The organism is Chryseobacterium lathyri (genome assembly GCF_003290185.1).
GTDB classification, from domain to species: Bacteria; Bacteroidota; Bacteroidia; order Flavobacteriales; family Weeksellaceae; genus Chryseobacterium; species Chryseobacterium lathyri.
Genome location: NZ_QNFY01000009.1, coordinates 132,546 through 159,286 on the forward strand (window position 1 = coordinate 132,546; position 26,741 = coordinate 159,286).

Annotated in this window: 27 protein-coding genes and 1 riboswitch; of the genes, 14 read left to right on the forward strand and 13 right to left on the reverse strand. The window is 37.5% G+C overall.

What is annotated here, in order from left to right; translation table 11 throughout:
* Positions 1–5 precede the first annotated feature (5 nt).
* Positions 6–338 (reverse strand): single-stranded DNA-binding protein, encoded by a 333-nt coding sequence (locus DRF61_RS14260; protein WP_048504355.1) that lies wholly within the window; start codon positions 336–338, stop codon positions 6–8.
* A 171-nt stretch (positions 339–509) separates the two neighbouring features.
* Here DRF61_RS14260 and DRF61_RS14265 point away from each other — a divergent pair, with 171 nt between their 5' ends.
* Genes DRF61_RS14265 through DRF61_RS14285 form a run of 5 tightly spaced genes read left to right on the forward strand, consistent with a single transcriptional unit; the run spans position 510 to position 2,957 of the window.
* Positions 510–707 (forward strand): hypothetical protein, encoded by a 198-nt coding sequence (locus DRF61_RS14265; RefSeq protein ID WP_174772315.1) that lies wholly within the window; start codon positions 510–512, stop codon positions 705–707.
* A 37-nt stretch (positions 708–744) separates the two neighbouring features.
* Complete coding sequence (locus DRF61_RS14270; RefSeq protein WP_111958181.1) at positions 745–1,053, forward strand: antibiotic biosynthesis monooxygenase; 309 nt, start codon at positions 745–747, stop codon at positions 1,051–1,053.
* A gap of 16 nt (positions 1,054–1,069) precedes the next feature.
* The gene (locus tag DRF61_RS14275) at positions 1,070–1,672 is read left to right on the forward strand and encodes an HPP family protein (protein ID WP_111958183.1); all 603 of its coding nucleotides are present in this window, start codon (positions 1,070–1,072) and stop codon (positions 1,670–1,672) included.
* A gap of 4 nt (positions 1,673–1,676) precedes the next feature.
* Positions 1,677–2,021: a hypothetical protein gene (locus DRF61_RS14280; RefSeq protein ID WP_111958185.1), complete on the forward strand. Its 345-nt coding sequence runs from the start codon at positions 1,677–1,679 to the stop codon at positions 2,019–2,021.
* A 27-nt stretch (positions 2,022–2,048) separates the two neighbouring features.
* Positions 2,049–2,957 (forward strand): TIGR01777 family oxidoreductase, encoded by a 909-nt coding sequence (locus DRF61_RS14285; RefSeq protein WP_111958187.1) that lies wholly within the window; start codon positions 2,049–2,051, stop codon positions 2,955–2,957.
* Positions 2,958–3,002: 45 nt separating this feature from the next.
* Here the strand turns inward: DRF61_RS14285 and DRF61_RS14290 are convergent, their stop codons facing one another.
* A complete protein-coding gene (locus tag DRF61_RS14290) occupies positions 3,003–3,359 on the reverse strand; it encodes a MarR family winged helix-turn-helix transcriptional regulator (RefSeq protein WP_228452660.1) in 357 nt (118 codons plus the stop codon).
* Positions 3,360–3,471: 112 nt separating this feature from the next.
* Here DRF61_RS14290 and DRF61_RS14295 point away from each other — a divergent pair, with 112 nt between their 5' ends.
* The 4 genes from DRF61_RS14295 (at position 3,472) to DRF61_RS14310 (ending at position 8,213) form a co-directional block, all read left to right on the forward strand.
* Complete coding sequence (locus tag DRF61_RS14295; RefSeq protein WP_111958191.1) at positions 3,472–5,724, forward strand: ATP-binding cassette domain-containing protein; 2,253 nt, start codon at positions 3,472–3,474, stop codon at positions 5,722–5,724.
* Between the two features lie 154 nt (positions 5,725–5,878).
* The gene (gene nudK / locus DRF61_RS14300) at positions 5,879–6,460 is read left to right on the forward strand and encodes a GDP-mannose pyrophosphatase NudK (protein ID WP_111958193.1); all 582 of its coding nucleotides are present in this window, start codon (positions 5,879–5,881) and stop codon (positions 6,458–6,460) included.
* Between the two features lie 60 nt (positions 6,461–6,520).
* Positions 6,521–7,177, forward strand: a complete 657-nt coding sequence (locus tag DRF61_RS14305; protein ID WP_111958195.1) for a DUF2306 domain-containing protein — start codon at positions 6,521–6,523, stop codon at positions 7,175–7,177.
* Positions 7,178–7,448: 271 nt separating this feature from the next.
* Positions 7,449–8,213: a hypothetical protein gene (locus DRF61_RS14310; protein WP_111958197.1), complete on the forward strand. Its 765-nt coding sequence runs from the start codon at positions 7,449–7,451 to the stop codon at positions 8,211–8,213.
* A 37-nt stretch (positions 8,214–8,250) separates the two neighbouring features.
* Here the strand turns inward: DRF61_RS14310 and DRF61_RS14315 are convergent, their stop codons facing one another.
* The gene (locus DRF61_RS14315) at positions 8,251–8,751 is read right to left on the reverse strand and encodes an Lrp/AsnC family transcriptional regulator (RefSeq protein WP_111958199.1); all 501 of its coding nucleotides are present in this window, start codon (positions 8,749–8,751) and stop codon (positions 8,251–8,253) included.
* Between the two features lie 105 nt (positions 8,752–8,856).
* Between DRF61_RS14315 and DRF61_RS14320 the strand changes: the two genes are divergently transcribed.
* A complete protein-coding gene (locus tag DRF61_RS14320) occupies positions 8,857–9,321 on the forward strand; it encodes a carboxymuconolactone decarboxylase family protein (protein WP_111958201.1) in 465 nt (154 codons plus the stop codon).
* A gap of 58 nt (positions 9,322–9,379) precedes the next feature.
* Here DRF61_RS14320 and DRF61_RS14325 read toward each other — a convergent pair whose 3' ends face one another.
* On the reverse strand, positions 9,380–9,841 hold the full coding sequence (locus DRF61_RS14325) for an Lrp/AsnC family transcriptional regulator (protein WP_111958203.1): 462 nt from the start codon (positions 9,839–9,841) through the stop codon (positions 9,380–9,382).
* Positions 9,842–9,995: 154 nt separating this feature from the next.
* A riboswitch (cobalamin riboswitch) is annotated at positions 9,996–10,181 on the forward strand.
* 175 nt (positions 10,182–10,356) lie between these two features.
* Between DRF61_RS14325 and metE the strand changes: the two genes are divergently transcribed.
* A complete protein-coding gene (gene metE / locus DRF61_RS14330) occupies positions 10,357–12,687 on the forward strand; it encodes a 5-methyltetrahydropteroyltriglutamate--homocysteine S-methyltransferase (protein WP_111958205.1) in 2,331 nt (776 codons plus the stop codon).
* 55 nt (positions 12,688–12,742) lie between these two features.
* Here the strand turns inward: metE and DRF61_RS14335 are convergent, their stop codons facing one another.
* Together DRF61_RS14335 and DRF61_RS14340 are read right to left on the reverse strand one after the other, a co-directional pair.
* Positions 12,743–13,744 (reverse strand): NADP-dependent oxidoreductase, encoded by a 1,002-nt coding sequence (locus DRF61_RS14335; protein WP_111958207.1) that lies wholly within the window; start codon positions 13,742–13,744, stop codon positions 12,743–12,745.
* A 13-nt stretch (positions 13,745–13,757) separates the two neighbouring features.
* Positions 13,758–14,525, reverse strand: a complete 768-nt coding sequence (locus DRF61_RS14340) for an SDR family oxidoreductase (RefSeq protein ID WP_111958209.1) — start codon at positions 14,523–14,525, stop codon at positions 13,758–13,760.
* 235 nt (positions 14,526–14,760) lie between these two features.
* Between DRF61_RS14340 and DRF61_RS14345 the strand changes: the two genes are divergently transcribed.
* Both DRF61_RS14345 and DRF61_RS14350 read left to right on the forward strand, forming a co-directional pair.
* Positions 14,761–15,177 carry a winged helix-turn-helix transcriptional regulator gene (locus DRF61_RS14345; RefSeq protein WP_111958211.1) on the forward strand — a complete coding sequence of 139 codons (417 nt, stop codon included), beginning with the start codon at positions 14,761–14,763 and terminating at the stop codon, positions 15,175–15,177.
* Between the two features lie 289 nt (positions 15,178–15,466).
* The gene (locus tag DRF61_RS14350; RefSeq protein WP_111958213.1) at positions 15,467–15,913 is read left to right on the forward strand and encodes a KTSC domain-containing protein; all 447 of its coding nucleotides are present in this window, start codon (positions 15,467–15,469) and stop codon (positions 15,911–15,913) included.
* Positions 15,914–16,179: 266 nt separating this feature from the next.
* Here the strand turns inward: DRF61_RS14350 and DRF61_RS14355 are convergent, their stop codons facing one another.
* On the reverse strand, positions 16,180–17,127 hold the full coding sequence (locus DRF61_RS14355; protein WP_111958215.1) for an NADP-dependent oxidoreductase: 948 nt from the start codon (positions 17,125–17,127) through the stop codon (positions 16,180–16,182).
* Between the two features lie 131 nt (positions 17,128–17,258).
* Here DRF61_RS14355 and DRF61_RS14360 point away from each other — a divergent pair, with 131 nt between their 5' ends.
* On the forward strand, positions 17,259–17,606 hold the full coding sequence (locus tag DRF61_RS14360; RefSeq protein ID WP_111958402.1) for a winged helix-turn-helix transcriptional regulator: 348 nt from the start codon (positions 17,259–17,261) through the stop codon (positions 17,604–17,606).
* A 75-nt stretch (positions 17,607–17,681) separates the two neighbouring features.
* Here DRF61_RS14360 and DRF61_RS14365 read toward each other — a convergent pair whose 3' ends face one another.
* The 6 genes from DRF61_RS14365 to lpdA all read right to left on the reverse strand — a co-directional run bounded on the left by DRF61_RS14365 (position 17,682) and on the right by lpdA (position 26,741).
* Entirely contained in the window at positions 17,682–20,870 is a 3,189-nt protein-coding gene (locus DRF61_RS14365) for an efflux RND transporter permease subunit (protein WP_111958217.1), read from the reverse strand.
* Between the two features lie 6 nt (positions 20,871–20,876).
* Positions 20,877–21,938 (reverse strand): efflux RND transporter periplasmic adaptor subunit, encoded by a 1,062-nt coding sequence (locus DRF61_RS14370; protein ID WP_111958219.1) that lies wholly within the window; start codon positions 21,936–21,938, stop codon positions 20,877–20,879.
* A gap of 6 nt (positions 21,939–21,944) precedes the next feature.
* Positions 21,945–23,297 carry a TolC family protein gene (locus tag DRF61_RS14375; RefSeq protein WP_111958221.1) on the reverse strand — a complete coding sequence of 451 codons (1,353 nt, stop codon included), beginning with the start codon at positions 23,295–23,297 and terminating at the stop codon, positions 21,945–21,947.
* A 96-nt stretch (positions 23,298–23,393) separates the two neighbouring features.
* Positions 23,394–23,987: a TetR/AcrR family transcriptional regulator gene (locus tag DRF61_RS14380; RefSeq protein ID WP_111958223.1), complete on the reverse strand. Its 594-nt coding sequence runs from the start codon at positions 23,985–23,987 to the stop codon at positions 23,394–23,396.
* 354 nt (positions 23,988–24,341) lie between these two features.
* Entirely contained in the window at positions 24,342–25,166 is an 825-nt protein-coding gene (locus tag DRF61_RS14385) for a CvfB family protein (protein WP_111958225.1), read from the reverse strand.
* Between the two features lie 171 nt (positions 25,167–25,337).
* The gene (gene lpdA / locus DRF61_RS14390; protein WP_111958227.1) at positions 25,338–26,741 is read right to left on the reverse strand and encodes a dihydrolipoyl dehydrogenase; all 1,404 of its coding nucleotides are present in this window, start codon (positions 26,739–26,741) and stop codon (positions 25,338–25,340) included.

Here is a 26,741-nt window from a genome sequence, read left to right on the forward strand (position 1 = left end):
TAAAATTATTTACCTCCTAAAAGCAGGATCTCATCGATTCTGATCTCGGTTATATAACGCTTAACGCCGTCTTTGTCATCATACGATCTGTAGGTAAGTTTTCCTTCAATTGCAATTTCTTTTCCTTTGGGTACATACTTCTGAAGGATTTCAGCTGTCTTTCCAAAAGCAATCAGATTATGCCATTGTGTTTCTTCCACTTTTTCGCCTTTTGCATTCGTGTAATGATCGCTGGTGGCTAGCGACACGCTTGCTTTTACATTTCCGCTTTCGAAGTTTACTGTTTCAACTTCTTTACCTGTGTAACCAATTAATGTTACTTTGTTTCTTAGTGACATAACTTTAAAATTTTTAAGATTAATAATTCAGATAAGAGACGTTCACTGTCTTTCTCAAATCTCTGTTGCAAAGATTGTTACACCAAAACATCTTAGTCGGTTATAAACTATTTAAATTCATTTGTATTCGTTTGTTGTCGAGTATTTCCGTATCTTTGATCAAATCAAGCTATGAAAAAGGACATCACTATTTTAGAGTTTCCTTTAAATCTTGGGCTCACTAAAAAGGAGCATGAGATAGAAACGGGAGTAAGAAAACTTCCTGCATGGCTCAGGAAATTTGGTTTTCATAAAGGAATAAATCCCATATACTGGATCCTGATTATGATACAGAAGGGCTTTATACCCAACCTTTCATTGAAAATTTAATTCAAATTATAAATAAACCGACTGAAAAAAATTAAATATGAAAAAGATTACCAGAATATGGCATGGAGTTGTCAATGCTGAGAAGGCAGATGAATACCTTAAATACGTTGAAGAAACAGGTGTTTTACACTATAAAAATACCCCAGGAAATCTATCTACAAAAATATTGAGAAAAAAAGATCAGGAAATTTGTCATTTTTTTACTGTTACCGAATGGGACTCTTATGAAAGTATCAGAAAATTTGCAGGAGATGATTATGAAAAGGCAAAATATTATCCTGAAGACAAAAGATTTTTACTGGAATTTGAGGAAAATGTCAATCATTATGAAACTTTTGAATACTAATTAATAGAAAGAAATTGTGAAGAAAACAATAAAAAGAACGTTCAGGGTTTCGAAATATGTGATTTACCGAGAAACACTGGTTGATTATAAAGAGCATTTCTGGTCTTTTTTAGGAGCATTTGTCGGGATCGGAATTATTGCATTTATTCAGTCCCATTCTTTAGCTGCCACTGAGAACATCTTCCTCATCGGTTCCTTTGGTGCATCAAGTGTTCTGATCTATGGGGCCATTCAGAGTCCTCTTGCCCAGCCCAGAAATTTAGTGGGTGGACATGTTATTTCAGCGCTTGTGGGAGTTACGGTTTATAAAATCGTTCCTGATATCATATGGCTTGCTGCACCTCTGGCTGTAGCTTTTTCTATTGTCTTGATGCAGTATACAAAAACCCTTCATCCACCCGGAGGAGCAACCGCTCTGATTGCAGTAAGCTCTACAGGAAAAATTCCGGACCTTGGATATTGGTATGTACTTTCTCCGGTTTTATCAGGCTGCATCATTCTTTTACTCGCAGCTCTTTTATTCAACAATATAACTCCGAACAGAAGCTATCCTTCTCATACAAGTTTTAAACGGTTATTAAGGAAAAAACATGAACATTCACACAAAATGAAAAAATAAAAGCATGAACTGTCTCGAATGTGGCGAAAAAATTATCGGGAGGTCTGATAAGAAATTCTGTAATGATGCCTGCCGGAATGCCTACAATAATAAGCAGAACAAAGATTCTACTAATCTGATGCGGAATGTGAACAACAAGCTCCGCAGAAATTACCGTATCCTTATGGAACTGAATACAGATGGCAAAGCGAAAATTGCAAAATCAAGGATGGATGGCTTAGGTTTTGATTTCGATTATTTCACCAATCTGAAAGTTTATAAAAATGGCTCTGAATACAGGTTTATTTATGACTACGGCTATAAGCTTTTGGAAGATGATTTTGTACTCATTGTAAAGAATCAGACATAATTCCCTACTTACCCTAAATATTCAATTATGAAAGAAATTGTTCTTATCACCGGTGCCGGCGGAATGATCGCACAGAAACTCTCAAAAAAAATAGAAAACGAATACACCGTACGATTTCTGACGCGAAAGAAAAGGCATGAGAATGAATTTGAATGGGATATCAAAAACGGAACAATGGATGAATCTGCTCTTGAAAATGTTTCCCACATTATTCATCTGGCTGGCGCCAATATTTCAGAAAAACGATGGACCAAGGAAAGAAAGCGTGAACTGATATCCAGCCGTGTAGATTCTGCAAGACTTCTTTTAAAAACTGTAAAAAAGAAAAAAATACAGCTTAAATCTTTTATTTCCGCTTCTGGAATCAATTATTACGGAACGGTAACAACAGAAAAAGTTTATACTGAAAAAGATCCTCCCGGAAATGACTTTCTGAGTGAGGTTGTGGTTTTGTGGGAAAGATCGGCAGATGATTTCAAAGAACAAAACCTGGCAGAAAGGGTTGTGAAAATACGGACAGCCGTTGTTCTTTCTAAAGAAGACGGGGCACTGAAGAAAATGGTTCCCACTATAAAATACGGCATTGGGTCTGCTTTAGGGAATGGAAAACAATACATGCCGTGGATTCATATTGACGATATTTGCTCTATTTATCTGACAGCCCTTAAAAACTCTGATATGGATGGGGCTTACAACGCGGTTTCTCCTCAGCATACTACCAATGAGAATTTAACGAAAAAAATAGCTGAAGTCCTGAAAAAACCTTTATTTATGCCTAATGTACCTGCATTTGTTTTAAAACTGATGTTTGGAGAGCTGGCAGATGCTTTACTGGAAGGCTCACGGGCTTCTTCACAAAAAATACAGGATACAGGATTCCAATTTAAATTTCCTGATCTGAAGGGAGCTCTGGAAAATCTTCTGAAAGAGAAGTAATTTAGAAACAAAAAAAGTATTATACATATCCTAGTGAAGCCACACTCAGACTTTCAAATTTTCCAGAACCTTATTAAGCAAAGCTATTAATGTTTCTAATTCTGTTTTATCCAAGATAGCAGAAGCCTGATCGGCTACTGTTTTTCGGAAATCTTCAGAATTATTGATCAGAAACTTACCTTTTTCTGTCGCTGAAAGATTAAATATTCTTCTGTCGGAAATACTTTGTTTCTGTTCGACCAGCTTATTACTGATCAGGAATTTGATCTGTTTTGATACGGCTGCCTGACTGACCTTAAATGCCGCAGCAATCTGTTTTCCGGTAACCTGATCCTTCCGGTATATATATTCTATAATATTGTAATGCGTTGCCGTAACACCGCTGATGTTCCCCTTGTTCATATTAGCCAATATAAAACACTGAAGATCAGTAAACGTATTAAAAAATTGATTCTTTTCTATTTCCATAAAAATACTTAACTTAGTTAACTATTAACAAAGTTAATGAATTATTATGAAAGAAATCATCATCACTCACGCAAGACAGAATAATCTGAAAAATATTTCATTACGCATTCCAAAAAATAAAATAACGGTCTTCACAGGAGTTTCAGGATCCGGAAAATCATCGTTGGTATTTGAAACGATAGGTGCCGAAGCCCAACGCCAGATTAATGAGACCCAAAACAGTTTTATAAGGAACCGTTTACAGCATTTTGGAGTTCCGAATGTTGAAAAAATCGAAAACCTTAATGTGCCTTTTATCATCAATCAAAAGAGGCTGGGAGGAAATGCACGCTCAACAGTGGGAACAGCAACGGATATTTATGCCTCCCTCAGGCTACTTTTTTCCAGGATAGGTAAACCATTTGTGGGATATTCCAATGTATTTTCTTTCAACAATCCTCAGGGGATGTGTCCCGAGTGTGAAGGTTTGGGCTATGTACAGACCGTAAATACGGAAACTCTTTTTGACAGAAACAAATCACTGAATGAAGGCGCGATACAGTTTCCCACATTTCAGCCTGGAGGCTGGCGGCTGACACGTTATATTTATTCCGGGTATTTTGACAATGACAAAAAGCTTAAAGACTTCACAGAAAAAGAATGGGAAATGTTGTTGAATGCCAAAGAGCATATTCCCAAAAATCCGACCAAAGAATGGGGAAAAACAGTCCGGTATAAAGGCGTAATTCCCAGAATTGAAAGTTCATTTCTGAAAAAGGATTCTAAAGAGAATATTACCCGAAAAGACACTTTAAAAAGGGTCATCATTACCAAACCATGTCCGCTTTGCCAGGGGAAAAGGCTCAATTCAAAAGTTCTGTCCTGTAAGATTGAAGGTAAAAGCATTGCAGACTGTACCTCACTCTCCATTGATGAACTTCTCCTTTTTATTCAGAGCTTGTCATCTGAAATATATTCTTCTATAATTAATGAGTTGATAAAAAAGCTTCAGAACCTAATTGATATAGGTTTGCAGTATCTGACCCTGGACAGACAAACTGACACGCTATCAGGAGGGGAATCCCAACGGATAAAAATGGTAAAGCAGCTGGGAAACAGCCTTGTGGATCTGCTGTATATTTTTGATGAACCCAGTATCGGCCTCCATCCTAAAGATATTGACCATATTGTAGATATCATCAAAAAAATAAGGGATAAAGGCAATACCGTCTTAATTGTTGAACATGACCCGGATCTCATCAAAATAGCCGATCTTATTGTGGATATGGGACCTGATTCGGGGAAAAACGGCGGTGAAATTATGTATCAGGGAACTTTTAATCATTTAAAAAATGCAAAAGGTAAAACAGCCGATTATTTTAACAAAGCCCGTACTTATAATAACGTCCCTAGATCAGCAAAAGGCTATCTTGAAATTAAAAATGCTCATCTTCATAACTTAAAAAATGTGAGTGTAAAAATACCTACAGGCATAATGAATGTTGTAACCGGTGTGGCAGGATCAGGGAAAAGCACTTTGATCAATAAAGTTTTACCCTTATCCTATCCGGTAACCGTAGTAGATCAATCTGTTTTTACAGCCAGTATCCGTTCAAATCTGTTAACGTATCTCAATCTGTCAAATACTGTCAGAAAACTTTTCTCCAATGCCAATAATGTTTCTGAAAAGCTTTTCAGCCGCAACGGTGAAGGCGCCTGTTCCAATTGCAGGGGATTGGGCGTGGAAAAAATAGACCTTGCTTTTATGGATGATATTGAACAGCCCTGTGAAGTCTGTCACGGATCAGGATATAAACCTGAAGTTTTACAATATCTATACAGGGGTAAAAATATCGCTGATATCATGAATATGACCGTTCTGGAAGCCCTGCAGTTTTTTCCCGGACCCGGATTTGAGCATGAACTCAGCCTGCTGATTAAATTAGGACTGGATTATCTGACTCTGGGGCAGCGGCTGGACAGCTTCTCCGGAGGTGAAAGACAGCGTTTAAAACTGACGAAAGAGCTGAACCGTACAGATAAGATTATTGTTTTGGATGAGCCCAGCACAGGCCTTCATCCTATTGATAATGAAAAGCTGCTTTCTTTCTTTGATGAACTGATACATAATGGGAATACCTTAATCGTTATTGAACATAACCTGGACATCATCGCTAAGGCAGACTGGATTATTGATATCGGTCCTGGAGCCGGAAAACTGGGCGGCAGTATTGTATTTGAAGGAACCGTGAAAGACCTCTTATCAGCACAGCATTCTGCAACTTCCGTATATTTAAAGAAGCACCTTCGAGGTCAATAGAAGCTGAAATGGCTGCTTACTGTTTATTTTGTGATAAAGATTCTCTGATTTTAAGGGAAATTTAAGGGCTTGTTGAAAAAGAAATATTAATTTAGCATTTATATATAAGGCCTATCAGACCCACATCATTAAATATAATAGAGAAGATATTCCCATGCAGAATCCTAACATTACTATTCTTAAAACAGAAATTTTATCAGACAACTGGTATACACTTAATAAAGTCACTTACAACATTATAAAAAAGGACGGAACCACAGAAACCCATAGCAGAGAAGCTTACGACAGAGGAAACGGAGCGGTTATCCTCCTTTATAATAAGATTTCAGGTACTGTGATCTTAACCAGGCAGTTCAGGCTTCCTACTTTCATCAATGGAAATGCCACAGGAATGCTTATTGAAGCCTGCGCCGGCCTTTTGGACAATGATAACCCCGAAGACTGTATAAAAAGAGAAACGGAAGAGGAAACCGGTTATAAAATTTCTAAGGTGGAAAAAGTGTTCGAAGCCTATATGTCTCCTGGCTCCGTAACGGAAATCCTGTATTTCTTTATCGCTGAATATTCTTCTGAAATGAAGATCGCAAACGGTGGAGGACTCGAAGAAGAGGGAGAGCATATTGAAGTTTTAGAACTTCCTTTTAATGATGCCCTTACCATGATAGACAGCGGAGAAATCATGGATGCAAAAACCATCATGCTTCTGCAGCATTTACGCATCAAAAGTATTGTATAGAAATAACAAACGGTGTGAAACATGCTTCTAGCCGCCTATTGCTAAAACTATTTTAAAAGGATGACAATTAGGATCATCAGGATATTTGCTGCCGTAGCCATCTTTATTTTCAGTATTCTGATGCTGAAAACGATCTCCCAATATACAGGTTTTGATAAAAATGTGGGTTTTCTCATGTTTAAACAGAAAGTGGTCAGTAATCCCTATTGGATAACATTTTTTTACATTCACATTTTTTCAGTCACGCTTTGTTTATTGGCTGGACTCACTCAGTTTTCAAACCGGTTTTTAAGTGAAAACACAGCACTTCACAGATGGATAGGAAAGATTTATGTTTACAATATTCTGATCATCAATGTTCCGGCATGTTTTGTATTGGGATTATTTTCAAATGGTGGAATCATCGGGATTACAGGGTTTATGCTTCAGGATATTCTCTGGGCTTATTTTACGATTGCTGCCGTTCTCTTCATTAAAAAAGGGAATATTGCAGGGCACAAAAAATATATGATCCTAAGCTATGCAGTTACCACCACAGCTATCACTTTCAGGATTATAAAGAATCTGTTCTATCAGGAAAATCTGCATGATTATGAGCTGTTTTATGGACTGAATGTCTGGGTTTCCCTGATTCTCAATCTTGCAGCAGCTTATTTTATTATCAGAAGCCAAGCATTATCTCTCAAAACTTACGTTCATCGTCAAAATAATAAATGAGATAAACATCAACAATGCATAGGACACAATGAAGATCAAACCATTCAAGACTATTCTGTGCTGAGATTTTGATGTCCAACGATTAAAAAACCGCATCACCAGATAAGATAATCCAGCCAGGATCAGTAAAGTAAAAATAAAAAAAACAAAGCCCGAGTCCATAGATATTAATTTATGTCAAAACTATTATTTTAAAATTAAAAAACATAATAAAATCTCTAGATTAAACTCAGGTTCAGAATATTTCCGAATAAAGCTTATAACAAAATATATGAAAAAATTACTTTTTACACTTTCATTGGCTCTTTCTGCAGCAGTCTTCGGACAGAAAACAAGTAGTAAGAACAACAATCTGGTACTCTACCCTTACCAGACTTTCAACTGCGATAATAAAGGATATTTTGATCCTGGAAAATATAAAAAAGAGGAAATAGACGGGATTTATAAGCTCCTATATCAGTTCAACAGTGGTTTGTTCGACAATCATGCGGTCTTTAAACTTTCGGATCTTGAAGATGTCCGAAAAAATAAAAACATTTATCTGCAACAATTGGAAAAGCAGTATCAGGAAAAGAAAAGCCAGCTGTATAACCTTAAAGTTATTAATCTTCCCGAGTGGAAAAAGCTTCACCAGGAAACCATTCAGACTTTTGAAAATGAATATCAACTGAAAAAAGAAGAGCTTATCGCCTACTCTGATCCTGCATCACTTAAAAATAGCAAATATTACGATACCTGCAAACAATATATTGATGCTGTTTCTTCTCCGGACAAACAGAAAATGTACACCGTTTGGAAAAACTTTGTTGAAGCCAAAAGCAAAGATAATGCTGATCCACAATCTGTAATAGATAGGTTCAAGGCTCAATTCAACGATCCGAAGAAAGATGATTATGCACTGATTCAATTAATTGGTTTCGGCTTCTACAATTGTGCCAACGGCAGTTTCAGACCAGATCCTAATGATGAGGTAGCGCTTTATGAAAAGTTTGATAAGATCTTTACGAAGCTGAAACAGGACTGTGATGAGCCATAATTTTATTTAAAGATTGAAAAATTTAATGATTTAAAAATCAGTCAGCATTCGTTTTCGGGTGCTGTTTTTTGTTTCCGTAAGAAATTTCTCTTATTGAGCCTGGAAAAAAATGATTCGCTTTTATTTCAGACAGCTGTACTGATGTGGAAGGAATTCCAAATTTTAACAGCCTGTCAATAATATGTTCAAGGTGGGCACTGTCTTTTAACACACATTCAGCAATGAGGCAGTATTCTCCTGTGATTCTTTTACAGCTGATGATCTCGGGGAAGTGTTTCAGGTGGTCAATAAATATTTTAAACTCATCATTTTTAAACTTCAGATGAATAATGACTCTCAGGCTATACCCGAGAAGGCCATAATTAATATCTGTTGTAAAACTTTTGATAACACCGGTATCGGTAAGGTTCTGTACTCTCTCTTTTGTAGCAGACTGAGAAAGGGAGATGTTACGCCCTATTTCAGCATAACTTAATCTGGAATTTTCAGTCAGTAACCGTAAGATTTTATAATCAAAATCGTCTAAAACTATTTTCATTGCATTTTTAGATTAAATCAGTAGAAATAACCAAAATTATAAAATTTAACCATTAAATCCATTTTAAAACTTCATGAATTAGACAGAAATTTGACATAAAAAAATATGACAACTATTGAATTTTCAGACAATGGAAATACACCATTTGAAAAACTTATTGGCCATAACCCTGAAATACTATACCACTGGAACAGACTTGAAGAGACTTTCTTTAAAAATACAAGTTTAGACTCTGATTTACTGGAACAGATCCGAAGAACACTTGCATTTGGCAATGGCTGTGAATACTGCATGGTAAAAGGCGGAAGACCCGATTTCAGCCAGTCAGATCTTAAAATTTCCGTAGCTGTAAGCTTCGCAGAGCTATTCTCTAAAGATCACCGTTCCATACTCAAGAGCCATTTCAGCATGTTGAGAGAATTCTTTTCCGAAAAAGAAATTTCGGAGCTCTGCACCTTTATCAGTTTTATCAGTGCTTCCCAAAAACTGGGGAAAATATTTAATCTGACTGAAGAATATCAACAAAATGCAGTAGTGAGAATGGAGCAGTTAATTTTATTTAAAGATTGAAAAAATTAATGATTTAAAAAATTATAATGGCAGTATCCTATGGGTGCTGCTTTTATTTTTAAATACTTACTCCGTGAATATTTTTAACCTCTGCCATCACAAAAGTGCTGTGTGCACTTCCTATAGAATCTAATGAACCCAGCGTATTGAACACAAAGTCCTGGTAATGTTTCATATCTCTTACCTGAACTTTCAGGAGAAAATCGAAATCTCCTGAAATATTATAGCATTCAGCAATTTCATCAATCTGTAAGATATCTTCAACAAACTGATTTCCTACAGAACGGTCATGGATTTTAAGTTTAATCTGGCAAAAAACAGTAAACCCGCGGTTCAGCTTTTCTGCTTCCAGTACAGCTGCATAATGCTTGATATATCCTTCCTGCTCAAGTCTTTTCATCCGTTCGAAAACAGGTGAAGGTGAAAGATTGACTTCTTTTGCAATCTCTTTTACAGTCAATTTAGCATTCTTTTGCAGGATTCTGAGCAATTGAAGATCCCTTTCGTCAAGTCTTTCCACAGAATAATATTCTTTTTGAGGTTATGTTTTTCAAATTTACAGAATTTTTAACTTTAAAATAAGACCAAAACAAAATAATATTCCTAATTTTCGCAAATTAACCAATCAATTCACTTTTATCAATACCTTTGACATAGATTTTGTTCTTTAACATACTTCATCAAACAGAAGAGGTTTTACATAACGTAGATTAATAGGGAATCGTGTGAGAATCACGAGCTGTCGCGCAACTGTAAGTAACACGACAATGGTTTTTATCCAAGTATATCCACTGCCAGAAGCGGGAAGGATGATAAAAACTGTTACAAGTCAGGAGACCTGCCTATTCTGAATTGACAATGCTTTCGCGGTCTGAAGCTTCAGCTCATATAGATGATACTTTGAACGTCCCTACATTACCGGGAAATTACGTCCTCACTGTATCCATTTATATCCTAAAATTCTTTCCAAACAGCATTGCGGAGCATCTAAAAGAGCCTTTAAAATCCTAATTGTATAATTTAAAGTTTAAAAACATGCAAACGCACATTCTTGGCAGCCCGCGTATTGGCCGCCACAGAGAACTCAAAAAAGCCTGCGAACAGTATTGGTCAGGTAAAACATCATTAAACGAATTACTGGAAACCGGGAAAACCATTAGCCGGCAGAACTGGAAAATGCAGCAGGAAGCAGGAATTGACCTTATTCCCTGCAATGACTTTTCTTATTATGATCAGGTTTTGGACATGACTCTAGCTGTGGGAGCAATTCCCGAACGCTATAAAGAAATTGCCTCAAGAGCATCCAATTCTGAGCTTGATCTATATTTTGGCATGGCAAGAGGCTACCAGAAAGACGGCCTCGACATTACCGCCATGGAAATGACAAAATGGTTTGATACCAATTACCATTACATCGTTCCTGAATTTCAGAAGAACCAGCAGTTCGGATTATTTTCCAAAAAGATCATCAGTGAATTCATCAGTGCAAAAGAAGCCGGAATAAATGCCAAGCCCGTGATATTAGGCCCTCTTACCTATCTTCTTCTGGGAAAAGAGAAAGAAGACGGGTTTGATAAACTGGACCTCATAGAAAATCTGCTTCCGGTATATATCGAAATTTTAAAAGAACTGGAAAACCATGGTGCCACATGGATTCAGCTTGATGAACCTTTTTTAGGTCTGGATCTTACTGAAAAAGCAAGAGAAATCTACCCATCTGTTTATGCTGAAATCAGAAAACAGTTCCCGAATCTTACATTTATTATTGCTACTTATTTTGAAGGTTTAAAAGACAACCTTTCATTAGCAGCTTCACTTCCTGTAGATGTCCTGCATATCGATCTGGTACGATGTCCTGAACAGCTGGATGAAGTTTTACGTACCATTCCTCAAACATTGAGTCTATCCTTAGGTATTGTAGATGGACGGAACATCTGGAAAAATAATTTTGAAAGATCTTTAAGCTTTATAGAAAAAGCGGTCAGCACCATTGGTTCAGACAGGGTTTTCATTGCCCCTTCATGTTCTCTGCTTCACTCTCCTTTTGATCTTGAACTGGAGACGAATGAAGAAGCATTATCTCCTGAAATTAAGCAATGGATGGCTTTTGCCAAACAAAAAGTTGATGAAATTGTTACCTTGAAAAAGCTTGCTTCCGGAAAGGCAGATTACCAGGCTCTGCAACAGTATGCCGAAAATAAAAAAGCAATTGACACCCGTAAAATCTCAGCTTTGATCCACAATCAGGAAGTAAAAGACCGTACGGATGTAACAACTGAAGATGATGCAAAGAGAAACAACCCGTTCAGCATAAGGAAAGAAGAGCAGCAAAAAGTTCTACAGCTTCCCTTATTTCCTACGACAACGATTGGCTCTTTTCCTCAAACTAAGGAAGTAAGGACATGGAGATCAAAATTTAAAAAAGGGGAACTGACCGCTGAACAATATGATGATCTTCTTAAAAAAGAGACAGAAAGAACCATCCGCTGGCAGGAAGAGATAGGTATTGATGTGCTGGTTCACGGAGAATTTGAGCGAAATGATATGGTAGAATATTTCGGGGAACAGCTTTCCGGATTTGCTTTTACTCAAAACGGATGGGTTCAGAGCTACGGCAGCCGATGTGTAAAACCTCCGATGATTTATGGTGACGTTCACCGTCCGCATCCAATGACGGTTTACTGGTCCCAATATGCCCAATCTTTAACTCAAAAATGGGTAAAAGGAATGTTGACCGGCCCCGTAACGATTCTTCAATGGTCTTTTGTACGTGATGACCAGCCTCGTTCTCTTACCTGTAAACAGATTGCACTGGCAATCCGTGATGAGGTGAATGATCTGGAAAAAGCAGGGATCAGAATCATACAGATTGATGAACCGGCTATCAGAGAAGGGCTTCCGCTCAGGAGATCCGATTGGCAACAATATCTTGAATGGGCTGTAGAAGCTTTCAGGATTTCATCTTCCGGTGTGGAGAATGCAACACAGATTCATACGCATATGTGCTATTCTGAATTTAATGATATCATCGAGAATATTGCCGATATGGATGCCGATGTGATTACTATAGAATGCTCCAGAAGCCAGATGGAACTGTTGAATGCTTTCGCAGATTTCAAATATCCGAATGAGATTGGTCCGGGAGTTTACGATATTCATTCACCCAGGGTTCCGTCAAAAGAAGAAATGGTTGAATTGCTGAAAAAAGCGCAAGCCGTTATTCCAGCACAACAGCTTTGGGTAAACCCTGACTGTGGTTTGAAAACCCGCCATTGGGATGAAACAGAAAAGGCGTTGATTGCTATGGTGGAAGCTTCAAAAGAAGCAGCAGAAACTTTTGATAAAGAAGGAAATTTAGTTAAATAATAGGATTTGTGCAGGAGTTTTTAAGCTCCTGCTTTTTTTGTTTTGGTCAAAAAAATTATAGCATCTTTATGACTACTTTTCCTTTTGCACGTCCACTTTCTACATATTTCACTGCTTCATTCGTATTTTCGAACGAAAAAACTTTGTCGATGACAGGTTTTATTTCTCCTGCTTCTATCAATTTTGTAATTTCTGCTAATTGCTTTCCATCAGCTTTCATGAAAAGAAAAGAATAATTAATATTTTGCTTATCCGCCTTTTTTCTGATTTTACGGCTCAACAATTTTGTCACCAATTTTATATACCAGGGCAGGTTAAATTCATTAGCAAATGTAGGTGTCGGCGGACCGGAAATTGAAATAATTTTTCCTTTTGATTTCAGGATATTGAATGATTTTTCCAGGGTTTTGTTGTCCTGGCTATTCAGCACTGCATCATAATCCATCAGAATATCTTCAAAATTTTGTGTTTTATAATCGATCAGTACATCTGCACCAAGGCTCTTCAAAAGTTCGAAGCTTTTTTCACTGGCAGTAGTAGCAACCGTTGCCCCTAGATATTTTGCCAGCTGTATAGCAAAAGTCCCTACACCACCGGATCCGGCCTGAATAAAAACTTTCTGACCGGCCTGAATATTAGATTTCGTAATCAAAGCCTGCCAAGCCGTTAAACCCACCAAAGGAATTGAGGCTGCCTCTTCCATTGTCAGGTTTTTAGGTTTTAAAGCCACATCCTTTTCATTAATAGAAATAAATTCTGCGAAAGTACCTATATGAAAATCTGCTACCCTTGCATAAATCTCATCCCCTACTTTAAAGCTTTTTACTTTTGAACCTACTTTTGTGATGACTCCTGCCACATCATGACCTAAAATCAACGGCATTTTATAAGGTAAAATGAGTTTAAATTCACCGCTTTTTATTTTAGAATCCAGGAGATTGACACTTGCTGCATAGATCTGAACTAAAACCTCATTTTCTTTGACAACGGGTTCAGGCAGATCTATAAGTTGCAGCGCACTGTCTTTTTTATAACGATTGATACCGTATGATTTCATAATTTGAGCTTATTTATGGTTTAAGGTATTGTTCTGATCTCTTAGGGTTTACTAAACCAAATGTGAATTTAGGAAAAAATCTGTGCAGAAAATAAACCAGTTTTGTGTCACCTATCCGAATTGTATATTGATCTTTCTGTAATCCTAAAATCAAACCTTTTACGAGTTCTTCCGGTGTCATTTTCTTATCTTTCCTTGCGGCAGTCATTTCCGTATCCACAACCGGAGGAAGTAATTCAAATATCCTGATTTTGCTATCGATAATCCGTAAATGTTCTCTGAGTGATTGGGTGTAAAATGCCAGCGCCGTTTTAGAAGCCGAATAGGTAGCTTCAAGAAGTGACGGTACATAGCTCAGGATGGAAGTGGTATTGATAATAGCACTTTCTTTTCTTGATTTCAGCATCTCCAGAAAAAGATTATTTAAACGTATTACCCCTAAATAATTAACTTCCATTTCGTATACAGCATTTTCGATATGTTTTTCGGTGGGAATTCCCAAATTGATGGGCGCCGCACCAACGCCGGCATTGTTGTACAAAATATCAATCCCACCCATTTCTGAAACTTTATCAAAAAGTAGTTTAGCATCTTCAGCAACAGATACATCACTTTGGATGGCCGTGAGATTTGGAAACTGTTTTTTTGCAGCATCAAGTTTATCCTTACTTCTGCCTGTAATAATAACCTTCGCACCTATTTTTAAAAACTGCTTCGCTGCTTCCAGTCCTATTCCTGAAGCTCCTCCTGTTATCAGAATTGTTTTTCCTTTTAATTCCATGATACTCTATTTAAAATGAAACCCCTCTTTTTGTCAGACGATCTGCTCTTCTTATTATCAGAACCCTCAAAGTCCGATTGGTTCGATCTAAATGGATATTTCTATAAGAGTTAAAAAGAGTATTTTTCATTGTATTGTAAAATTAATTCGTTAAATTCGCTTGCATTTTACAAGTACAAATTTATACAATAACTTTTAAAATGCAAGTTATTTTTTTAATTATTAAATTTATTTTATGTCAACTTCAAAAAAGAGATCAGATTGTCCTATCAGCTGCTCACTGGATATCTGGGGAGATAAATGGTCACTGCTTATTATAAGAGACTTGATGTATGCCAAACAGTGCACTTATGGAGATTTCTTAAAATCCGAAGAAAAAATAGCAACCAATATTCTGGCTTCCCGCCTTCTCATGCTGGAAGAAAACAAGCTCATCATCAAACTGGACCATCCGGAAAGTAAGGCTAAAGTGTTATACAAACTCACCCAAAAAGGTATTGATCTACTCCCTGTCCTGATTGAAGTTAATCTATGGGCCGAAAAATATTCTGTCATTCCGGAAGACCAGAAACTGATGTTAAAAGAAGTAAAAAAGGATAAAGAAGCTTTTATAAATAAACATATTAAGGAGCTGAGTAAGGGAATACATTAGAGTATAACCGTGAGGCGAAGATTTAAGGAAGGAGCCTTGTCAAGGTTTAAGACCTTGACAAGGCTTTCTTTTCTTATAAGTGAAAACTGTAAATAAACTTGCTTAAAATTCAATTTATTCCATATTTTCCGATGCTCAATATCTTTATGGTCAGCCCTCTCCTAAGAAAAAAACAAAAATGATAAATTTTCCTGATTTCTCAAGCATCAAATAAATTAATACTGAATAACTTACATATTTCTCAATTAAAAACCTTAATTTTGCACCCCGAAATAAGGATTCTACAGTTATGAAAAAATTAGGCGAATACAGAAAGCTTCTTGAAGTTGATAAAACCGTTACTTTAAAGGAATTAAAGACCATTTACAGGAATACAATGAAAGATACGCATCCTGATAAATTTGCCAATGACGAAGCCGGAAAGCTGGAAGCAGAGGAAAAAAGCAAGTCTATCATTGAAGCCTATCACTTTCTGGTGAGCATCAACCCGGAAACACAGGAAAAATATAAGGAAGAATATACTGAAACGATTACAAAATCCAATATTCAGGATTTTTACCTTGAAAAAGCAGTTTTGAAAGTTCAGCACCTGAATGGAAACATGTATGAATACCTTGGAGTTCCGAAAAATACATATATTAAAATGGTGAATTCCGATTCTCCAAGCCGTTTTGCAAGAAGACATATCTACGGTAGTTTTATCTACAGAAAGGCTGGCGAAGCTATGGCAGATTAATTTTCTGTATAACAATAAATAAGCGAAGGCTTTCAGTTCATTCTGGAAGCCTTTTTTTATGATTAAAGAAATTAAACGATCATCTTTTTGAAATGTATACTTTCAGGATTTTTTTGACGCAAAGGATTAATTATTATACTTCATAAGAAGGATGCAAAGAAGGAATCAATCAAAGATTGATTTGATTAAGGAAACGTAAAGCGCATCAGAAATCTAATGCGCTTTAATTAATTGAGATCCGGACTCCCGAAAAGATACTTTCAGTTTTATAGTGTGACCACTATTTTACCTACTACCCTTTTTGTTTCCATTTCCAGATGGGCTTTAGCCATTTCCTCAAAAGAAAAAGTTCGATGGATATGAGGAATCAGGGATTTATTCTCAAGTAAGCCAGCAATGGACTGAATCGTTTCTTTTTTGGAAGCCACCATCATGAATTCAAGATTAATACCCTGTTTTTCCGTTTTATCCTGAGTGTTTTGAGGAATTTCAGGCGAAGGTAAGGTTACAATAATTCCTCCGGGCCGCACTGCATCAATTGATTTCAGCAATGTTTCTCCCTGGATGGTATCTATAGCAATATCGATGTCTCTAACCATATTGAGGCTGTCTTTTTGGGTATAATCAATATGCTCATCCGCACCCATTGACAGAACAAATTCCTTATTATTTGCGGAGGAAGTTCCTATCACATAAGCTCCAAAATATTTAGCGATCTGTACTGCAAAATGGCCAACTCCTCCTGACGCAGCATGGATCAGAACCCTGTCGTTTTTCTTAATTTTAGCAACATCCACCAAGGCCTGGTAAGCTGTTACCGCTGCTAAAGTAGCTGCTGCAGCCTCTTCAAATGTATGATTGTCAGGAATTAGGGCCAAATGACTTTCAGGAGCAGCCACATACTCTGCATAGGCTTTTCCATTTCCGAAAAAGTTTACCATTCCGAAAACTCTGTCCCCAATTTTAAAATCGGTTATATTATCTCCTATCTCACTCACTTCACCTGCAATATCCCAACCTAAAACCACCGGTCTTATATCACCATATATCCAATTGAGAACACCATCATATGCTCTGGCATTTACATCAACCGGGTTGATTCCTATTGCTTTTACTTTTACTAATACTTCGTTACTTTTTATTTGGGGTTTTTCAGTATCAGCCAGCTGAAGCTTATCAACACCTCCGGCTTCATTTAAAATAATTGTTTTCATTATATTTTTACTTTAAGGTCAAAACAAAAGTAAATTAATGCTATATTACAGGCAAGTATGCACTTTTTTGTACTCTACAAACCAAAAGTATACTATTGCTGATTATCAATATATTAATTTTAATAAAAATCATGAAAAAATATTTAATCGACGAGCCTTCCTGTCCTGTAGACTATGCATTTAGAAGAATTGGCGGAAAATATAAAGGAAGAATCTTATGGTATCTGCATGTAAAAGCTATTATGCGTTACGGCGAATTGCGGAAGACGCTCTCCGATATTACCCCGAAAATGCTTACCCAGACTTTACGTGAACTGGAAGATGACAGCCTTATCAACAGGAAAGTATATCACGAAGTTCCGCCAAAAGTAGAATATTCTTTAACAGAAGTTGGCCAGCAGCTCATCCCTTTCATTGACTATTTAAGAATCTGGGGAAATGAGCAAATAGAAAAACACAAAGCTAAACAGATAATTTAATATAAGGTAATTGTCCTAAAATTAAAAAGCGCCTCAGAAATCTGAGGCGCTTTTCGGTTAATTAAGGCTAATATCTTAGTCTATGTGTTTAGGAGTATATCCGTCTTCACTTAGTTCTTTGTGTACATAGTCAGCTTTCATTTCAGCTTCGTAGTCTACTTTTTCATGTTTACCCATTCTTCTGAGAATTGAATCAAATAATGAATATACTACCGGTACAATGATCAGCGTCAGGAATAATGATGATGTCAAACCACCGATAATAACCCAGGCTAATCCGTTGTTCATCTCTGCTCCTGCTCCTTTTGCAATCGCAATCGGGATCATCCCGAAGATCATCGCAATCGTTGTCATCAGGATCGGACGAAGACGTGCATGGTTCGCCTGAATCAGTGCATCATGCGTATTCGCACCTGCTGCTTTTCTCATATTCGCAAAGTCGACAATCATAATCGCGTTCTTCGCTACCAAACCAATCAACATGATCATCCCCAGCATCGTAAAGATGTTTAATGAATTTCCGGTGATGGCAAGAATAACCATTACCCCGATCAATGCCAGCGGAATGGAGAATAATACCACGAACGGATATACAAATGAATCATATAATGAAACCATTACCAGGTATACCAATACGATAGCCGCCATCAATGCAATTCCTAGGGTACCGAAACCTTCGGTCTGGTTTTCCATATCACCACTCCAGATATAGCTTACGCCTGCAGGTTTGGTTTTTTCGTTATCCATAAACTGAGCGGCCCATTCGTTGGCCACATCTCCTACAGGACGACCTACTACTTTAGATTTTACCTTTACAGAAGGCGATTTATCCCTACGTTCCAATAAACTCGGTCCTGAACCCATTTTTACGTCAGCAAACTGACTCAATCTGATCTGCTCTCCCTGAGGGTTTGTAAACATCAGGTTTCTTACATCATCAATGGATTGTCTGTTGGCATCGCCAAAACGGATGTTGATGTCATATTCATATTCTCCGGCTCTGAATTTTCCGTCTGTATTTCCACTGAATGCAGTCTGCATCGTTTGTCCTACGCTGGAAAGATTTAAGCCTAAAGATGACATTTTATCTCTGTCGATATTCACCTGGACTTCCGGATTTCCAGAGTCAGTTGATAATTCTGCATCTACAGAACCAGGAACTTTTTTAAGCAATTCCAGAATTCTGTTCGCTTCCTTATTGGCTGTTTCGTTATCCTGAGCCGTTACCACCATTTCAATAGGTGCATTATCTGCTCCCATTAATCCGATCGGTGCCGTTTTAAATTCAACTCCTGTGAATTTTTCTTCCAGCGCTCTCTTGATTTTTGCAGACTTGATATCTGTGCTTTCATTACGCTCAGATTTATCTACCAGAATCACCTGAATTTCTGACTGATACAAGGTAGCCTGCGCTCCACCAAATCCTGATGACTGCTGACCAACTGTGGTGATCATATCTACAACATCTTTATCATTTCTAAGGTACCTTTCAACCGCTAACGTAATCTGATTGGTTTTTTCTACGGAAGCATCTTTTGGTAATTCCATCTGAACAAGGAACTGTCCTCTGTCCATTTTAGGGAAAAATTCACCCCCGATAAATCCGAATGCTACCAACATGAATGAAGAAATCAAGATAATGAACGTTACGATCACGGTCATGATTCTTCTTAATGAAGATTTCAGCACCCACTCCAAAATTCCTGTGATCCAGTGCGTGAATTTTTCCAATTGCTTTTCAAACCAAAGGATAAATTTCTCAAAAGGATTTTTACCCGTTAAATGTACCAACTTACCATATCTTGAAGATAACCAAGGAATGATAGTGAATGAAGCTAATAATGAGAATAATGTTGCAATAACCACGGTGACACAGAACTGCGCCAGGATATCAGATACCAGCCCCGAACTCATCGCGATTGGCAAGAATACCACTACAATTACCAGGGTAATAGCCGTTACGGTAAATCCAATTTCTGAAGCACCATCATACGCTGCACGGATTCTGCTTTTACCCATCTCCATGTGACGGTAAACGTTCTCCAAAACTACAATCGCATCATCCACAAGAATACCAACCACCAATGAAAGTCCTAGTAAACTCATCAGGTTTAAGGTATATCCCATCAGATACATCCCGATTACCGTTGCAATCAATGACATCGGGATAGAAACCATTACAATGAATGCATTTCTGATGTTATGAAGGAACAATAACATTACTACTGCTACCAGGATAATTGCTAGGAATAAATCGAAAATTACGTGGTCTGCAGCTTCAAGTGTAAAGTCTGTGGTATCATCTACAATATTGATTTTAATTGCCTGGGTTTTATAGTTGTTCTGAACATCAGCAATTGTTTTCTGAATAGCTTCTGAAACGGAGACCGCATTGGCATCAGACTGTTTTTTAACCTGAAGTAAAATCGTTGAATTCTGATTGTATCTTGCCACTTTCTCCACATCTTTTTGGGTATCGAAAACGGTTGCAATATCAGACAAACGAACCTGAGCTCCATCTTTATTGGAAACCACAAGGTTATTCATCTCATCTACACTTTTATACTTCCCGGAAAGTCTGATCGTAGATCTTGACGTTCTGGTCTTCAAAGCTCCCGTCGGGAAATCCAGGTTGGATGAAAGAATGGCCTGCTGGACATCTGCAATGGCAATACCATAACCCTGCATTTTCTTTTCATCTAAATTGACCTGAATCTCTCTTTCCTGGCCTCCTACAAGATCAACCTGAGCCACACCATTTACACGGGAAAAAATAGGCTCTATTTTTTTATCTAAAAGGTCATAAAGATCTTTATTATTAAGCTTGTCACTGGAAATACTCAAAGTCATGATCGGAAGATCATCCAGTGAGAATTTTTGCAAAGAAGGTGGATCTGCATCGTCCGGAAGGTCTGCCAGAATAGCATTTACCTTTCTCTGTGCATCATTCAAAGCATAGTTTACATCGGCACCGGTATTCAGCTGAACCATAATAACCGATAAACTTTCGTAAGATGAAGATTCAACTTTTTTTACGTTTTCCAGGGAACCCACAGCATCTTCAATTTTTCGGGTTACCGAAGTTTCCACCTCAGCAGGCGAAGCTCCCGGATATACCGTAGAAATGGTTACCATATTGGTTTCAAACTTTGGAATCAACTCGTACCCCATCATGGAGTAACTTAATAAACCACCCAGTGTAAGTATCGTAAACAATACGATAACAAGGGACGGCCTTTTAATGGATATTTCTGCTAACTTCATCTTCTGTTACTTTACGATATTGATTTTTGAACCGTTATCAAGGTTGATTTGTCCGCTGGTAACTACCTGTTCACCACCATTCAGTCCGCTTAAGATCTGAACTTTGTCACCGTATACTTTTCCGGTTTGTACTTTGATCAGTTTAGCCGTTCCGTTGCTTACGATAAATAATTGTCCTGAACTTACTCCGTTCACAAAAGCTTCTGCAGGAACGGTCAGCATATTCTGGGTTTCAGCACCATGATTGGTTTTGAACAAAGCTGTTGCATACATACCCGCTTTCAGATTTCCTCTGTTCTGAACTTCAATTTCAACAGGGAAATTTAAAGAAGCATCACTTTTAGGAGCAATGAAGGTAATTCTTCCGCTGAAAGATTCTCCAGGTAAAACATTTACATTAATTGGAACTTCCTGGCCCAACTGAATTCTTCCAACCTGGCTTTCATCCACCAATACAGAAAGTTTCAAGCTGTTGATATTAACGATTTCAAACATGGAAGTTCCCACGGAAACCACTGTTCCCGGCTCTACCATCTTTTTATTGATTGTTCCGCTGATCCCTGCACGAATGCTGGTATCATTTACTCTTACTCCCTGAGCTCTTACGGCTGCCTGTGCATTTTTCAGCTGCAGTCTTGAGTTATCAACCTGCTGTTTGGTAACACCTCCGGTTTTGAAAGCATTTTCGTAACGTTGGTTATCAATAATCGCATTTTGCAAATTATTTTGAGCCTGAGAAACATCCACTTCGATTGCGTCTTTTTTGATCACAGCCAAAGTCTGTCCTGCAGAAACTCTTGATCCTTCTTTTACCAAAACGCTTACAATACGTCCGGCGATTTCGGAAGACTGATTCATTTCCTGCTTTGGAATGAAAGTTCCGTTGGCAGTATAGTCTGTGTCAATATTTTCTCTTGCAACAGTGACAACATTTACGTTGATTTTATCCACCTGTTTAGCAACTTCTTTTACTTCTGTTTCCTGTTTCTTCTTATTATCAGCGATTTTATATGCGGCTAAACCTATAAGTACTGCTGCGACGATGATATATATTAAGGTTTTTTTCATAGTTTATTACGGGTTTTGTAGTGTGTTTAATTCTCCTTTAGCCTTGATTAATTTTATTTCCGCCTGTTTGTAATCTAATAAAGCATTTGCATAGTTCTGTTTCGCCTGGGTAAGAGCATTTTCAGCATCTAAAACCTCTGTAAGCGTTGCCAGACCATACTGATAGTTGGCCTGAGTATTTTTCTGAACTCTCTCTGCCAATCCTACATTATCTTTCATACTCTCGATATTGATTAATGCATTTTCCATATTGGTAATTGCATTTTTATAATCTAAACTTAAGCTCAGCTGGGTATTTTGGATATCTAAATCTAAATCCTGGATATCAATTTCTGCCTGATTGATTTTAGCTTTGGTAGCTCCCCCGGTGAAAATTGGAATGTTCACATTCAAACCTATCGCTGAATAATCGCTCCAAAGAACTCCGTTGTTAATCCCATTGGTAAGAGGAAATTTTCTACCTTGTCCTCCCCAGCCGTAATTGGCAACCAGATTCACTGTCGGGTATAAATAAGCTTCCGTAGCTTTTTTGTTAAACTGCAGAAGTTCTCTGTTTTTGTTTAAGACTTTGATTTCTGTACGGTCGTCCAGGTTTACATTGCTTGCTATCAATTCAGGTCTTGGCTCGATTGTTTTCTCTTCAAGCTCGATATCCGTAGAAATTGGAATTCCCATATAAAACTTCAAAGCATTTTTTGAAAGTTCAACGGAATTGATTAGCTGCTGCTTATTTGAACCGATATTTGTCAACTGAACATTGGTACGATCTAAATCGATGGCTTTTGCCAAACCATTATCAACCAGGCTCTTGATTACATTTCTCGTTTTTTCCGTATTGGCGTAGCTGGCTTCAACCGTTTTAAGATTCTCTTCCTGAACAAAAACCTGATAATAAGCTGTTGCTACATTTTCAATAATTTGTTCGTTCGTTAACTGAGCATTTAAAACATAGAATTCTCTGGTAGATTTTGCCGCTTTAAGACCGGTAAAAACTCTTTGATCAAATACAGCCTGCTGAAGCTGTACAGAAGCCGTTGAGCTCCATGGCTGTCCCAGCTGTGCTCTGATTCTCTCCCCGCCAAATTCAAGCAAAGATTCCTGAATAACCGGATTGTAAGTTAGCCCTGCAGTAGCACTTATCTGCGGTAAAGCTCCAGCTCTGGCCTCGTCAATTTTATATTCAGCTTTTTTGATCTGTAATGCCGCTTTTTTGGCTTCTGCCTTATTTTGCAGTGCCTGCTTGATGGCTTCCTGTAAAGAAACCTGCTGCTGGGCAGATACGGATGAAAAGCCGAAAATCATAAATGCTGCAGCTATCCCAATTTTTAGCTTTTTAGCAGTTATACGTTTTCTTTTCATAATTTTATACTTCGTTTATTTTTTTAATGTAATTTTTCTCGTCAATGTTTTTATTTCTAAAGGACGAATCATTTCTTAAAATACTTTAACATTTTTTTAATTTTTGAAAAGCATGTTGATAATGATCTCTTTTCTTTCGGAAATGATTTTATCATATTCTTCATCGCTAATCATCAGATTCTCCATAAATAAAGGTCTTATAGCACTTGGAAATACAAGTAATGAAACCATATTCAGAATAAACTGAACGGGAGCCATTTTTTCAATATTTCCCAGTTCCATCTCTTTTTCGATGTCTTTATAAAGAGTTTCCAGTACATCTTCTTCTATCTCTCTCTGATGGCAGTTCCCTTTATTAATCTGTGAAACAATATAAGTTTCCAGATATGGATATTGAAGACTGGTGGCAAGGCTTCCTTCTATAAACTTGCTGATCTTCACTTTAAAAGGAAGATCTGCATTTTGAATAATCTTTGATTTTTCCTGTTCCACCCGTTGGGCTTCATCAAAAATGATCTGAATCAGATTATCTCTAGAACGGAAATAATAATTAATCAGTGTTCTGTTCACTCCGGCTGCATCTGCAATCTCCTGGGTAGTAGCATCAAACTTCCCTTTCACAAAGAATAAATTCTTCGCTGTCTCTTTTATTAATTCCTGTGTTTGGTCTTTTTTTGCTTGATTTGACATTATTGTTAAACAATTTTGTGCAAATGTAAATCAAATTTTATTTTTGACAAAATTGTTAAACAAAATAATTAAACAAATTTGTCATGATTTACATCATGTTTTGAGAATAAGCGTAAATCAATATAAGGTCATGATTCGGAAAGAAATGCCTAACAATTTTGTTTATGGCAAAGGCAAAACAAATAAGTTTTGGAGAAGTATAATAAGAAAAAGGGCATTCATTGAGCAAAGGAATACACTAACTTGTCTGTGGGAAACAACTAAAATCAGGGTGGAAGAACTTATAGTTGTAGCTTCTGGCAAAGAACAAGATACCAAAACAAAACGGGCAGAAAATTCTGCCCGTTTTTTATTTTACAATAATTTTATTTTATCTTCTGAAATATCGACGATCTTATCTTTATACAGTCCGCCGAGTGCTTTTTTAAAGTTTTTTTTACTCATCTGAAGCTCATCTTTGATCTCTTCAGGAGAAGACTTGTCTGACAGATAGAGAAGTCCGTAGTTTTCTTCCAGTTTGTCAAGAATCTTTTGCTTGAATTCATCTATATTTTCGAAACCTTCCGGCTGTAGGGAAACATCAATTTTACCGTCTTCACGGATAGCTTTGATATAACCGCTTTCTTCCGATAAAGGATACAGCTTTTTGAATACATCTGATGCATAAACAAGTCCAATATATTTTTTATTGATCACCACATTCCAGCCCAGCTCACTTTCATTCATCATCAACAGGTCTACCTTATCTCCTTTTTGGAAAGGAAGGTCCTGGTACTGTGGATTTCTTTTGAATTTTGTAGTTCCGGTAATCAGATCAAGGTCTTCATCCACATATAAATAAACCAGGTATCTTTTTCCTTCAATAATTTTGGATTTCTGCTGTTTGTAAGGAATAAAAAGGTCTTTTATAATCCCCCAATCCATAAAGGCTCCACTCGGAAGGCTCTGTACACAGCTCATTACCGCATACTCTCCTACTTCAGCCAATGGAATTTCAGTGGTTGCCTTTAATTTTCCGTCGTCCTGATAGACAAAAACTTCAACCTCATCATCAATTTCCTTATCATCGCTGGTGAAAACTTTGGGCAAAAAAGCTTTTTCGCCTGATTCATCCGTTAAGATCCATCCTGAGTAGTTTTTATCTGAAATTTTTAAAGTCTGGGTTTTTCCGAGTTGCATTGAATAATAGAATTAGCCACAAAGGTACGGAAAATTGAAGATTTCAAACTATGTATCCTGTTTTCCTGTTTTATCCTGCTATCGAAATACAATTTTCAGTCCACAAAAAAAGAGAAGCAAATGCTTCTCTTTAATTTTAAATATTTGAATTTTAAATCTTTCAATCAAAAATTACATATGAATTGGTCTCTTCCCTGTTGCATCCAATGCCGCTTCTTTAATAGCTTCTGCATAGGTTGGGTGGGCGTGAGAGCTTCTTGCAATATCTTCAGCACTTGCACGGAATTCCATAGCAATTACTCCTTCTGCGATAAGGTCGGCAGCTCTGGCTCCGATGATATGCATTCCTAAAACTTCGTCAGTTTTTTCGTCTGCAATAATCTTTACAAGACCATCAACATCACCACTTGCACGGCTTCTACCTAACGCTCTCATTGGGAAAGAACCTACTTTGTAAGCTACTCCTTCTTCTTTCAGCTGTTCTTCAGTTTTACCAACTCCGGCAACTTCAGGCCATGTGTATACAACACCAGGAATAAGGTTATAGTTGATGTGAGGTTTCTGACCTGCAAGGATTTCAGCTACCAAAACTCCTTCTTCTTCCGCTTTGTGAGCAAGCATTGCTCCTTTGATCACGTCACCGATCGCATAGATGTTGGCAACGTTAGTCTGTAAGTGGTCGTTTGTTTTTACTCTTCCTCTTTCATCAAGTTCCACACCTGCTTTTTCAAGAGCAAGACCGTCTGTATAAGGTCTTCTACCCACAGATACCAAACAGTAATCTCCTTCTACGGTTACTTCTTCTCCTTTTTTATCTTTAGCTGTGATCTTTACAGTATCTCCGTTTCTTTCAACAGCAGAAACAGCCGTAGAAAGCATAAACTTCATTCCCTGTTTCTTAAGAACTTTAGTCAGTTCCTTGCTTAGAGCTCCATCCATTCCCGGAATGATCTTATCCATGAATTCCACAACAGTTACCTGAGCGCCTAATCTTAAGTATACAGAACCTAATTCAAGACCGATAACTCCTCCACCGATTACTACCAGGTGCTTAGGAATTTCTTTAAGGTTTAATGCTTCTGTAGAGGTAATCACTCTTTCTTTATCCAGAGTAATGAAAGGTAAAGAAGACGGCTTGGAACCGGTTGCAATGATGGTATATTTGGATTCGATGGTTTCAGAAGAACCGTCGTTTTTCGTTACTTTGATCTGAGTAGCAGATTCGAAACTTCCCAATCCTTCAAAAACGGTGATTTTGTTTTTGCTCATCAGGTAGTTGATTCCATCTGTATTCTGTTTCACCACTTCGTTCTTACGCTCGATCATTCTTGCGATATCAGCCTGCGGCTCATTGATAATGATTCCGTGGCCTGCGAAGTTGTGCTTCGCGTTCTCGAAATGTTCAGAGCTGTCTAAAAGCGCTTTTGACGGAATACATCCAACGTTAAGACAAGTTCCGCCTAAAGTTGAATATTTTTCAATAATTGCTGTTTTGAAACCTAACTGTGCCGCACGGATAGCAGCTACATAACCTCCAGGACCGGAACCTATTACGGTAACATCGAATTGACTCAT